The organism is Streptomyces neyagawaensis, from assembly GCF_023516595.1.
In the GTDB taxonomy this organism is placed as follows: domain Bacteria; phylum Actinomycetota; class Actinomycetes; order Streptomycetales; family Streptomycetaceae; genus Streptomyces; species Streptomyces neyagawaensis.
On record NZ_JAMGBG010000001.1, the window covers coordinates 464524 to 476462 of the forward strand.

Below are 11939 nucleotides of genomic sequence, written 5' to 3' on the forward strand. Positions count from 1 at the left end.
CAAGGGCGGTCCGGCTCAGTCAAGGGCATCCCGGGGGCATTCGAACAGCAGGCCGACGCGCCTCCTGGCGTCCGGGGTGCGGCGCCTCCCCACGGAAGGGTGCGCGGTGACGGCGCCGGCAGGGGCCCCAGAGGGCCCACCCCCATCTGCCGGGGTGGCCCCTCTGGGGCCGGGGGGAAAGACACGGCGCCCCTTTCCCACAGCACTGCGAGAAGGCGAATACCCTTCATCGGCCGACAGTGAATTCTGTCCACCGGGCCCGTTTCGGGAATTCCTGGAAGAGGGTCGCGGTCCCCTTTACCGGCGGGACCGCGGCCGCGTTTCACCGGAACCGCCTCGCCGGATCTCCACACCGAGCGACCGGGCGACGGCCTTGCCGTCGTCGTACACGCGGGCCTCGAAGACCGCGTCGGCGGGCAGGTCGCGCCCACGTCGCGGCCCGGCCGGGGGCCGACGCGGCCGGGCAGTCCTCGCGCCGGGTCCTTCTCGCCGGCCGGGCGGCACCCTCATCGCAGTCGGGCGAAAATAGACCGGGAGTAATTGCGCGGGCAATGAATGTGAGCTTCGATTGAGGAATTGAGGGGCCTTTGTGAGGTGTGAATGTACCTGCCGCCCCGGAAGGGTGCCCGAATCGCCTCCGGGTGAAGTCGGAATAGCCTTCAGTAGACCGGAAGGGTCCTCGGGCCGAGGTCGTCGCGAGCGGGCGGGCGGGCGAGCCGTACGGTGGCGCCGAGCACGCTGAGCCCGTGCGGGGCGACGACGACCGGCTCCAGGGAGACGGCCACGACCTCGGGGTGGTCGTCCACCAGTCGGGAGACCCGGAGCAGCAGTTCTTCCAGGGCGTCGGTGTCGACCGGCGCCGAACCTCTCCAGCCGAAGAGGAGGGGAGCGGTCCTGATCGACCGGACCAGGGAGGCGGCGTCCCGTTCGGTGGCCGGAATCAGCCGGTGCGCCATGTCCCCGAGCAGCTGCGACGCCGGCCCGGCCAGACCGAAGGAGAGCACCGCTCCGGCCGCCGGGTCGACGACCGTCCGTACGATCGTGTCGACACCGCGCGGGGCCATGGCCTGGACGACCGGACGCAGCTCCTCCGGCCCGCCGAACAGCTCCGACAACTCGGTGTACGCCCGCCGTAGTTGCTCCTCGTCCGCCAGGTCGAGCCGTACGCCGCCCAGGTCCGCCCGGTGCCTCAGGTGCGGGGCGGTCGTCTTCAGCGCCACGGGATAGCCGAGCGCCTCGGCCGCCGCCACCGCCTCGTCGGGGGTGGGCGCGGGCCGCGCCTCCCGGACCTGGATGCCGTACCGCCCGAGCAGGGCGCAGGTGTCCTCCGCGCCGAGGGTGAGTCCCTCGTCCCGGGCGAGCAGCCCGTCGATCTGCCGCGCGGCGCCCTTCTCGTCGATGTCCTCGTACTCGGGGACCTTGCCCGGCTCCGCCGCCTCGCGCCGCCACTGCGCGTACTTCACGGCTTCGGCGAGGGCGCGGACGGCCCGCTCGGCGGCGGGATAGGCGGGGATGAGCCGGGAGTCGGCGGGCTGGACAGGGGCGAGCCCGGAGTCGGCCGGCGGCGCGGGCGCGGCGGCTTCCGCAGCCAGGGGACGGGGGGAGGCGGACGGGGGTGCCGCCGGGGTGGCCGTCAACTCAGTGGGCGGTCGTTCCACAGGGTGCCGTGTGTCCGGGGCGGCCGGGGGCTGTGGGGCACCGCTCGCGGCAGCCGGGGGCCGGTCGCCGGCCTGGGGTGCGGTGCTCGCCGCGGCAGACAGTGCCTCGGCGAGGCCGCCCAGCTCGACGTGCACGACGAGGACCGGCTTCGACGGGGTCGCCGCTGCCGCGGAGCGCAACGCCTCGGCGAGGGCCGCGTCGTCGGGGGACGTCTCCCCCAGTGCCGGTATGGCCGTCACGACGACCGCGTCGCACGCGTCGTCGGCCAGGGCGTCCGACAGCGCCCGGTGGAAGTCGTCCGCCGAGGCGGCGGTCGTCAGATCGACCGGCGGCAGCGGACGGAGCCCCTCCGCGAGGCACGCGTCATAGGTGAGCAGCCCCAACGACTCGGAGTTGCCGAGGATCGCCACCCGCGGGCCCGCCGGGAGCGGCTGCCGGGCCAGCAGCAGCCCCGCGTCCACCAGCTCCGTGATCGTGTCGACCCGGATCACCCCCGCCTGGCGCAGCACCGCGGACACGGTGGCGTGCGGCAGCCGCGTGGCGCGCACCGCGTGCCCCTGCGGGGCCGCCCCATGGCGTGCTCCCTGGACGACGACGAGTGGCTTGACCGCGGCGGTCCGCCGTGCGAGGCGGGTGAACTTGCGCGGGTTGCCGATGGACTCCAGGTACATCAGCACGACATCGGTGTCGGGGTCCTCGTACCAGTACTGGATGACGTCGTTGCCGGAGACGTCCGCCCGGTTGCCGGACGACACGAAGGTGGACACGCCCGTCACGCCGGTCACCCCTCCCCCGCGCCGGTGCAGCCGGGACAGCAGCGCGATGCCGATGGCGCCGGACTGGGCGAACAGGCCGATGCGTCCGGAGCGCGGCATCTCCGGGGCGAGCGAGGCGTTGAGCCGTACGTCGGGGGCGGTGTTGATGACGCCGAACGCGTTCGGCCCGATGATGCGCATGCCGTACGCGCGTGCCTGGCGGACGAGGTCGCGCTGGCGGTCGTGCCCCTCGGGGCCGCTCTCGGCGTACCCGGCGGAGACCACCACGAGGCCCTGTACACCGTGTTCACCGCACTCGGCGACGACCTCGGGGACCTGCGCGGCGGGGACGGCCACGACGGCGAGGTCGACGGGGCCCTCGATGTCACGGACGGAGGGGTAGGCCGGGACCCCGTCCAGCTCCTTGTCCTGCACAGCCTTGTTCACCGCGTAGAGCCGGCCCGCGAAGCCCGCGTCCCGGAGGTTGGCGAGCACGCTGCGGCCCACTCCGCCCGGTGTGCGCCCGGCGCCGATGACGGCGACCGAGCCGGGGGCGAGGAGCCGCTGCACCGACCTGGCCTCGGCGCGCTGCTCCCGCGCGCGCTGCACGGCGAGGGAGCGGTCGGTGGGCTCCAGGCCGAACTCCAGGCGTACGACGCCGTCCTCGAAGCTGCGCTTCTGCTGGTACCCGGCGTCGGTGAACACCTTGATCATCTTGCTGTTGGCGGGCAGCACCTCGGCGGCGAAGCGCCGGATGCCGCGCTCGCGGGCGACGGCGGCGATGTGTTCCAGGAGGGCGGAGGCGACGCCACGGCCCTGGTGGGCGTCCTGGACGAGGAAGGCGACCTCGGCCTCGTCGGCGGGGGCCGAGGCGGGCATTCCGTCGGCACCGATCCGGTCATAGCGTACGGTGGCGATGAACTCGCCGCCGACGGTGGCGGCGAGACCCACCCGATCCACGAAGTCGTGGTGCGTGAAGCGGTGGACGTCCTTGGCGGACAGGCGAGGGTACGGCGCGAAGAAGCGGTAGTACTTCGACTCGTCGGAGACCTGCTCGTAGAAGCTGACCAGACGCTCGGCGTCATCAACGGTGATGGGCCGGATGCGTGCGGTGCCGCCGTCACGCAGCACCACGTCGGCCTCCCAGTGGGCGGGGTACTCATGCCGGTCCGACGAGGTCTGCATGGGCCCCAGAGTACGGCTCGCGTCCGACAACGGCGCGGGGCAGTCTGGGGAGACACAACAGCCGGTGCGCGGTCAGGCCGTGGGCCCGTTCCGGCGACGCTTCACGATATGGGAAACTGGTCTAGACAACCCGGTCTAGACCTCTTCGAGGTACCCGAGACACACCTGAAGGGCAGCATCACATGGCTGAGCGCCGCGTCAACGTCGGCTGGGCCGAGGGCCTCCACGCCCGCCCCGCTTCCATCTTCGTCCGGGCCGCCACGGCCTCCGGTATCCCCGTGACGATCGCCAAGGCCGACGGCAACCCCGTCAACGCCGGTTCCATGCTGGCGGTCCTGGGCCTGGGCGCCCAGGGCGGCGAGGAGATCGTCCTCGCCTCCGACGCCGAGGGCGCGGACGCCGCGCTCGACCGTCTGGCGAAGCTCGTCGCCGAGGGGCTCGAGGAGCTCCCCGAGACGGTCTGACCCACGCGACAGCGGCCTGAAGGCCATGCGCGGCAGCACTGAAGGGCTCGTCCGATTTATCGGGCGAGCCCTTCGCATTTCGCCGGGCAGAGGGTGCGGTTTAATTGTCCACGGCGTCGGGAAATCCGTCCGAGGGCAGCAGAAATTACGCCCCTCGAATTCATACCTTCTTTGTATACGGCCCTCGTGTTAATGCCGCAGACTCGGCATGTTTACGGGGTGTTGCGAAGTCCTCACACGGTCCGGTCGCTCCTGCCGCTCCGGCGTTGCGGGCCGGCCGGGAAAGCGCAGCCGGTGCGCCGAGGTGGCCCGCTCGGTGTGCAGAGCGGTGATCGTCCGCGCGCGTTCGCTGTCGCCACGGGCCACGGCGTCCACGATGCCGCCGTGCTCGGCCCAGGACTCCACGGGGTTGGCCGGCGCCTCGACCGCGTACATCCAGGCGATCTTGTGCCGCAGCTGGGCGAGCGTCGAGGTCAGGGCGGGGCTCCCGGAGGCCTGGGCGAGGGTCTCGTGGAACCAGCCGCCCAGGGAGCGCAGATCCTCGCTGTTGCCCCGCCTGGCCCGCTCCTGGCCCAGTCTGACCAGGCCGCGCAGGACCTTGAGGTGCGCCTCCGTGCGGCGCTGGGCGGCGCGGGCGGCGGCGAGGGGCTCCAGCAGCATGCGCATCTCCAGCAGGTCGGAGGCCTCCTGCTCGGTCGGCTCGGCGACGCACGCGCCCGCGTGCCGACGCGTCACCACGAAGCCCTCGGCCTCCAGCGTGCGCAGCGCCTCGCGCACGGGGACCCGGCTCACGCCGTACCGGCGGGCGAGCAGTTCCTCGGTGAGCCGGCTGCCGCGCTCGTAGACACCCGCGACGATGTCATCACGGATCGCCGTGCATACCGAGTGCGCCGGAATACGCATGACCGACCTCCGCCTTAATCCCCGTGAAACGTCATTGATTGACGTGTGTTCAGGTGACTCTATTGCAGTGGGCCGGAATTTCCGATGGCGGGCCGGAATCCATGGATATTTTTTGGACAGCGGGTACGCCGGGAACAAGGAAAGCCCCGGCTCGGTGAGCCGGGGCCTCCTGAAGCGGTGAAGCTTTCGTCAGACGTTCACACCGTGCGAGCGCAGGTACGCGACGGGGTCGATGTCCGAGCCGTACTCGGCCGTCGTGCGGGCCTCGAAGTGCAGATGCGGGCCGGTGACGTTGCCGGTCGCCCCGGAGACGCCGATCTGCTGGCCGGGGGTGACCGTCTGGCCGACGGAGACGCTGATGGACGACAGGTGGCCGTACTGGGTGAACGTGCCGTCGTTCATCTTGATCACGACGTTGTTGCCGTACGCGCCGCCCCAGCCGGCCTCGACGACGGTGCCGGCGCCCACCGCGTGGACGGGCGTGCCGGAGGCGGCGTGGAAGTCGACACCGGTGTGGCTGCCGGAGGACCAGACGGCGCCGCCGGACTTGTAGCCGGTGGAGATGTAGGAGCCGGTGATGGGAGAGACGTAGGCGTTCAGGCGCTCGCGCTCGGCGGCGCGGGCGGCCCGTGCCTTGATCTCCTCGCGCTCCTTGGCGGCGGCGCGCTCCTGCTTCGCCTTCTCGGCGGCGGCCTTGCGGGCCTCCTCCTGCGCCTTCTGCTTGACGGCGGCCACCTCGGCGGCCTGCTGCTGCGCGGCGGCCTGGGCGTCGACCTGCTCGGCGACGGTGTCACCGAGGACGATGATCTGGTTCAGCCCCGTCTGCTCGGGGGCGGGCTCCGCGGCGAGCGCCGGAACGGCGACGGTTCCGACGACACCGGTGGTGGTGAGAGCGGCGACGCCCACGGTCCTCGTGGTCGTGCGCTTCACGCGGCCGGGACGGCGGTGCTTCCCGGGAGCGCGGGTGAACGCCATGGAGTGGCTGATCCTTTCCTTCCCTCTCGCCTACCGGGTTAGCTGACGGGTTCGGAGCAGGAAGGTCTCCTACGGACACCCCTCGTTTCGCGAAGCTCGCGAAGGGCACCCGATTCACCCCAGGGACTGCGGTGGGTCCCCGGCTCCCCTGGCTCGCGCCGTGGGGGGACTCGGCGATGACTGTCCGGTGCCGCGGATGCGGCGAACTGCTGGCGAACAGCCGGACCGACGCTAAGCGGGTCGCCTCCGAAATAACAAACGCATCACGGGTTTTGAGGCGTACGCCACAGGTCAGACACGCAACCTCCCCCATCAATGCGAGCAATAGGGACAAACAGGGGCCCCGGTGACTCTTCCGTCACCGGGGCCCCTTGTCGACCAGCCCGCCCGCGAGCCGGTTCCCCTCGGCTTCTACTCGGCGGGAACGACGGTGACTTCGCCGATGCCCAGGGCCCTGACGGGCTCCTCGATCTGCGCGGCGTCACCGACGAGGACGGTCACCAGACGGTCCACCGGGAAGGCGCTCACGACGGCCGCGGTGGCCTCCACGGTGCCGGTGGCGGCGAGCTGTCGGTACAGCGTCGACTGGTAGTCGTCCGGCAGGTGCTGCTCGACCTGGTCGGCCAGGGTGCTCGCCACGGCCGCCGCCGTCTCGAACTTGAGGGGGGCGACCCCGACGAGGTTCTGCACGGCGACGTCCCGCTCGGCGTCGGTCAGGCCCTCGGCGGCGAGGGTGCGCAGCACCGTCCACAGGTCGTCGAGCGCCGGACCGGTGTTCGGTGTGTCCACGGAACCGCTGATGGCGAGCATCGAGACACCGGAGCCGTCGGGCGCGGAGCGCAGCACCTGGCCGAACGCGCGCACACCATAGGTGTAGCCCTTCTCCTCGCGCAGGACGCGGTCCAGGCGGGAGGTGAGGGTGCCGCCGAGGCAGTAGGTGCCGAGCACCTGGGCCGGCCACACCCGGTCGTGCCGGTCGACGCCCACGCGGCCGATGAGCAACTGCGTCTGGACGGCGCCGGGGCGGTCGACGATGACGACGCGCCCGGTGTCGTCGGCGCTCACCGCCGGCATGGTGCGGGGCTTGGCCGGGGAGCCCGTCCAGGCGCCCAGGGTGTCGCCGAGCAGCGCGTCGAGGTCGACGCCGGTGAGGTCGCCGACGATCACGGCGGTGGCCGTCGCCGGGCGGACGTGCCGCTCGTAGAAGGCGCGTACGGCCGCGGAGTCGATGCTCGCCACCGTCTCCTCGGTGCCCTGGCGGGGCCGGGACATACGGGAGTCCGCCGGGAACAGCTGCTTGGAGAGCTCCTTCGCGGCCCGGCGGCCCGGGTTCGCGGTCTCGTGCGGGATCTCGTCCAGCCGGTTGGCCACGAGCCGCTCGACCTCGCTGTCCGCGAACGCGGGGGCCCGCAGGGCGTCGGCGAGCAGACCGAGGGCCTTGCCCAGCCGCGACACGGGCACCTCTAGGGAGAGGCGGACGCCGGGGTGGTCGGCGTGCGAGTCGAGGGTGGCGCCGCAGCGCTCCAGCTCGGCGGCGAACTCCTCGGCGGAGTGCTTGTCGGTGCCCTCGGAGAAGGCCCTGGTCATGATCGTGGCGACGCCGTCGAGTCCGGCGGGCTCGGCGTCCAGGGGGGCGTCGAGGAGGACCTCGACGGCGACGACCTGCTGGCCGGGGCGGTGGCAGCGGAGCACCGTCAGACCGTTGTCCAGGGTGCCGCGCTCGGGTGCCGGGAACGCCCAGGGCCTGGCCTCGCCGGCCTGGGGCTGCGGGTGGAAGTCCATGGTCGCGAGCTCGGTCACTTCGCCGACTCCTCGTTCTCGTCGGTGGTCGCGTCGGCGTCCGTCGCCGCGCTCTCGGCCTCGTCGTCGGTCGCGTCGTCGTCGGCGTCGTCGACGGGTTCGTAGACGAGCACCGCGCGGTTGTCGGGCCGCAGGCGCGCCTTGGCGACCTCCTGGACCTCCTCGGCGGTCACGTCGAGCACCCGGTCCACGGCGGTCAGGGCGAGCTTGGGGTCGCCGAACAGGACCGCGAAGCGGCACAGTTCGTCGGCGCGGCCCGCGACCGTGCCGAGCCGGTCCAGCCACTCGCGCTCCAACTGGGCGTGGGCGCGCTCCATCTCCTCGGCCGTGGGGCCCTCCGCGGCGAACCGGGCGAGCTCCTCGTCGACGGCGGCCTCGATCACGGGCACCTCGACGTCGCCGGAGGTCTTGACGTCCATCCAGGCCAAAGAGGGGGCGCCGGCCAGACGCAGCAGACCGAACCCGGCCGTCACTGCCGTACGGTCGCGGCGGACGAGCCGGTTGTAGAGGCGGGAGGACTCGCCGCCGCCGAGGATGGCGAGGGCCAGGTCGGCCGCGTCGCACGCGCGCGTGCCGTCCTCCGGGAGGCGGTAGGCGGCCATCAGCGCCCGCGCGGGGACCTTCTCCTCGACGACCTCGCGGTGCTGCTCGCCGATGACGTCGGGCAGCCCGCCGTCACGCGGCTGCGGCTTGCCGTCGTAGGACGGGATGGAGCCGAAGTACTTCTCGATCCAGGCGAGGGTCTGCTCCGGGTCGATGTCGCCGACGACCGAGAGGACGGCGTTGTTGGGGGCGTAGTACGTCCGGAAGAACTGACGGGCGTCCTCCAGGCTGGCCGCCTCCAGGTCCTCCATGGAACCGATCGGGGTGTGCCGGTAGGGGTGGCCCTCCGGGTAGGCGAGCCGGAAGATCCGCTCGAACGCGGTGCCGTACGGCACGTTGTCGTAGCGCTGCCGACGCTCGTTCTTGACGACGTCCCGCTGGTTGTCCAGGTTCTTCTGGTCGAGCGCGAACAGCAGGCTGCCCATGCGGTCGGCCTCCAGCCAGAGCGCGAGTTCCAGCTGGTGGGCGGGCATCGTCTCGAAGTAGTTGGTGCGCTCCCAGCTGGTGGTGCCGTTGAGCGAGCCGCCGGCGCCCTGGACCAGCTCGAAGTGGCCGTTGCCCGAGACCTGCTTGGAGCCCTGGAACATGAGGTGCTCGAAGAGGTGGGCGAGGCCGGTGCGGCCCTCGACCTCGTGGCGGGAGCCGACGTCGTACCAGAGGCACACCGCGGCGACCGGGGTCAGGTGGTCCTCGGAGAGCACCACGCGCAGGCCGTTGTCCAGGCGGTGCTCCTTCACTGTCAGGCCTTCGGAGCCTGCCTCGGCTGTGGCCGTGTGACCCATGGGCATGTACGTCCCTTCGATGGCGAGCGCGGTCGCTGGAACCGCGGTTGTCCTGCCGGTCCTGCCACTGTATGCAAGCGTGCGGACGCCCGGCGAAGTTCCCGGAGCGGGTACGCCGACAGCGAGAACGCCTTACGCCGAGAGCGAGAACCCCGGATGCCGGGAGCGGGACCGCCGGTGGTCACCGGCGGGCAGTGGTTAAGGTCGGCGCACGCGGTTGACGCGGTGGCGCCGGGCACCCGCCCCGGCGGGGAATGCCGGGTCGTGTCCGGGTTGTCAGTGCGGCAGTCCACAATGGTCCGCGTCAGAGTCCGTTCACTTGCAGCAAGGAGCCGGCAGCGATGGCCCGCCGCAGCACGAAGACCCCGCCGCCCGACGACGCGTACGAGGAGAAGATCCTCGACATCGACGTCGTCGACGAGATGCAGGGCTCCTTCCTGGAGTACGCGTACTCGGTCATCTACTCCCGAGCCCTGCCCGACGCCCGTGACGGTCTGAAGCCGGTGCACCGCCGCATCGTCTACCAGATGAACGAGATGGGGCTGCGTCCCGACCGCGGCTATGTGAAGTGCGCCCGCGTCGTCGGCGAGGTCATGGGCAAGCTGCACCCGCATGGCGACTCGTCGATCTACGACGCCCTGGTGCGCATGGCCCAGCCCTTCTCCATGCGGGTCCCCCTGGTCGACGGCCACGGCAACTTCGGCTCCCTCGGCAACGACGACCCGCCCGCGGCCATGCGGTACACGGAGTGCCGTCAGGCCGCCGCGACGAGCCTGATGACGGAGTCGATCGAGGAGAACACGGTCGACTTCGCCCCGAACTACGACGGCCAGGAACAGGAGCCGGTCGCGCTGCCCGCCGCCTTCCCGAACCTGCTGGTCAACGGCGCCTCGGGCATCGCCGTCGGTATGGCCACCAACATGCCGCCGCACAACCTGGGCGAGGTCATCGCGGCCGCCCGCCACCTGATCAGATACCCGAACGCGGACCTGGACGCCCTGATGAAGCACGTCCCGGGCCCCGACCTGCCCACGGGCGGGCGGATCGTCGGACTCACCGGTGTCAGGGACGCGTACGAGACGGGCCGCGGCACCTTCAAGATCCGCGCCACGGTGGCCGTGGACAACGTGACGGCGCGCCGCAAGGGCCTCATCGTCACGGAGCTGCCGTTCACCGTCGGCCCCGAGAAGGTGATCGCCAAGATCAAGGACCTGGTCGGCTCGAAGAAGCTCCAGGGCATCGCCGACGTCAAGGACCTCACCGACCGCCAGCACGGCCTGCGGCTCGTCATCGAGATCAAGAACGGCTTCGTGCCGGAGGCGGTCCTGGAGCAGCTGTACAAGCTGACGCCGATGGAGGAGTCCTTCGGCATCAACAACGTGGCGCTGGTCGACGGCCAGCCCCTCACCCTGGGTCTCAAGGAGCTCCTGGAGGTCTACCTCGACCACCGCTTCAACGTCGTGCGCCGCCGCTCGGAGTTCCGCCGCGGCAAGAAGCGCGACCGGCTGCACCTGGTCGAGGGTCTGCTCACGGCACTGCTGGACATCGACGAGGTCATCCGGCTGATCCGCTCCAGCGAGAACTCCGCGCAGGCCAAGGAGCGCCTGATGGAGCACTTCTCCCTGTCGGACGTCCAGACGCAGTACATCCTCGACACTCCGCTGCGCCGTCTCACGAAGTACGACCGCATCGAGCTGGAGGCGGAGAAGGACCGGCTCAACGCGGAGATCGCGGAGCTGACGCGCATCCTGGACTCGGACGCCGAGCTGCGCAAGCTGGTCTCCGGGGAACTGGCCGCGGTGGCGAAGAAGTTCGGCACCGAGCGCCGTACGGTCCTGCTGGAGTCCTCGGGCGCCCCGGTGGCCGCGGTTCCGCTCCAGGTCGCGGACGACCCGTGCCGGGTGCTGCTGTCCTCGACGGGGCTGCTCGCCCGTACGGCCGACGCCGAGCCGTTCGCGGCGGACGCGGACGCCAAGCGCACCAAGCACGACGTGATCGTGTCGGCGGTCCCGGCGACGGCCCGCGGCGAGATCGGCGCGGTGACGTCCACGGGCCGTCTGCTGCGGCTGAACGTGATCGACCTGCCCCAGCTGCCCGACACGGCGGCCGCCCCGAACCTCGCGGGCGGCGCCCCGCTCGCGGAGTTCCTCTCCCTCCAGGACGGCGAGACGGTGGTCTGTCTGACGACGCTCGACGAGTCGTCGCCGGGCCTCGCCATCGGCACCGAACAGGGTGTGGTCAAGCGGGTCGTGCCCGACTACCCCTCCAACAAGGAGGAGTTGGAGGTCATCACCCTCAAGGAGGGCGACCGGATCGTCGGCGCGATCGAGCTGCGCACGGGCGAGGAGGACCTGGTCTTCATCACGGACGACGCCCAGCTGCTGCGCTACCAGGCCTCGCAGGTCCGCCCGCAGGGCCGCCCGGCCGGCGGTATGGCGGGTATCAAGCTCACCGACGGCGCCAAGGTCATCTCCTTCACGGCGGTCGACCCGGCTGTGGACGCGGTGGTCTTCACGGTGGCGGGCTCGCGCGGCACGCTGGACGACTCCGTCCAGACCACGGCCAAGCTCACCCCGTTCGACCAGTACCCGCGCAAGGGACGCGCCACGGGCGGTGTCCGCTGCCAGCGGTATCTGAAGGGCGAGGACTGCCTGTCCTTCGCCTGGGCGGGCCCGACTCCGGCCCGCGCCGCCCAGAAGAACGGCACTCCGGCAGACCTCCCGGAGATGGACCCGCGCCGTGACGGCTCGGGCGTCTCCCTGGGCAAGCCGGTGGCCTCGGTGGCGGGCCCCGTCTGATCGAGACGGACGGCG

Annotated in this window: 7 protein-coding genes and 1 riboswitch; of the genes, 2 read left to right on the forward strand and 5 right to left on the reverse strand. The window is 71.5% G+C overall.

Going from position 1 to position 11939, the window contains the following annotated elements:
- Window positions 1–659 precede the first annotated feature (659 nt).
- A complete protein-coding gene (locus M8J73_RS01945; RefSeq protein ID WP_249828142.1) occupies window positions 660–3599 on the reverse strand; it encodes a bifunctional acetate--CoA ligase family protein/GNAT family N-acetyltransferase in 2940 nt (979 codons plus the stop codon).
- A 182-nt stretch (window positions 3600–3781) separates the two neighbouring features.
- Between M8J73_RS01945 and M8J73_RS01950 the strand changes: the two genes are divergently transcribed.
- Window positions 3782–4063, forward strand: a complete 282-nt coding sequence (locus tag M8J73_RS01950; protein ID WP_055541657.1) for an HPr family phosphocarrier protein — start codon at window positions 3782–3784, stop codon at window positions 4061–4063.
- A 189-nt stretch (window positions 4064–4252) separates the two neighbouring features.
- Here the strand turns inward: M8J73_RS01950 and M8J73_RS01955 are convergent, their stop codons facing one another.
- The 4 genes from M8J73_RS01955 to M8J73_RS01970 all read right to left on the reverse strand — a co-directional run bounded on the left by M8J73_RS01955 (window position 4253) and on the right by M8J73_RS01970 (window position 9126).
- On the reverse strand, window positions 4253–4966 hold the full coding sequence (locus M8J73_RS01955) for a GntR family transcriptional regulator (RefSeq protein WP_055541658.1): 714 nt from the start codon (window positions 4964–4966) through the stop codon (window positions 4253–4255).
- A 189-nt stretch (window positions 4967–5155) separates the two neighbouring features.
- Entirely contained in the window at window positions 5156–5941 is a 786-nt protein-coding gene (locus tag M8J73_RS01960; RefSeq protein ID WP_055541659.1) for a M23 family metallopeptidase, read from the reverse strand.
- A gap of 12 nt (window positions 5942–5953) precedes the next feature.
- Window positions 5954–6127, reverse strand: a riboswitch (cyclic di-AMP (ydaO/yuaA leader).
- A 225-nt stretch (window positions 6128–6352) separates the two neighbouring features.
- Window positions 6353–7741 (reverse strand): M16 family metallopeptidase, encoded by a 1389-nt coding sequence (locus M8J73_RS01965; protein ID WP_055541660.1) that lies wholly within the window; start codon window positions 7739–7741, stop codon window positions 6353–6355.
- On the reverse strand, window positions 7738–9126 hold the full coding sequence (locus tag M8J73_RS01970; RefSeq protein WP_206187992.1) for a M16 family metallopeptidase: 1389 nt from the start codon (window positions 9124–9126) through the stop codon (window positions 7738–7740). Before M8J73_RS01970 ends, M8J73_RS01965 begins: the two co-directional genes overlap by 4 nt.
- Before the next feature lie 341 nt (window positions 9127–9467).
- Between M8J73_RS01970 and M8J73_RS01975 the strand changes: the two genes are divergently transcribed.
- The gene (locus tag M8J73_RS01975) at window positions 9468–11924 is read left to right on the forward strand and encodes a DNA gyrase/topoisomerase IV subunit A (RefSeq protein WP_055541661.1); all 2457 of its coding nucleotides are present in this window, start codon (window positions 9468–9470) and stop codon (window positions 11922–11924) included.
- Window positions 11925–11939: the final 15 nt, after the last annotated feature.

Bases quoted from the DNA above. Each gene is read 5' to 3' on its own strand.
- M8J73_RS01945 (WP_249828142.1), bottom strand. From the start codon at position 3,599: ATGCAGACCTCGTCGGACCGGCATGAGTACCCCGCCCACTGGGAGGCC.
- M8J73_RS01950 (WP_055541657.1), top strand. From the start codon at position 3,782: ATGGCTGAGCGCCGCGTCAACGTCGGCTGGGCCGAGGGCCTCCACGCC.
- M8J73_RS01955 (WP_055541658.1), bottom strand. From the start codon at position 4,966: ATGCGTATTCCGGCGCACTCGGTATGCACGGCGATCCGTGATGACATC.
- M8J73_RS01960 (WP_055541659.1), bottom strand. From the start codon at position 5,941: ATGGCGTTCACCCGCGCTCCCGGGAAGCACCGCCGTCCCGGCCGCGTG.
- M8J73_RS01970 (WP_206187992.1), bottom strand. From the start codon at position 9,126: ATGGGTCACACGGCCACAGCCGAGGCAGGCTCCGAAGGCCTGACAGTG.
- M8J73_RS01975 (WP_055541661.1), top strand. From the start codon at position 9,468: ATGGCCCGCCGCAGCACGAAGACCCCGCCGCCCGACGACGCGTACGAG.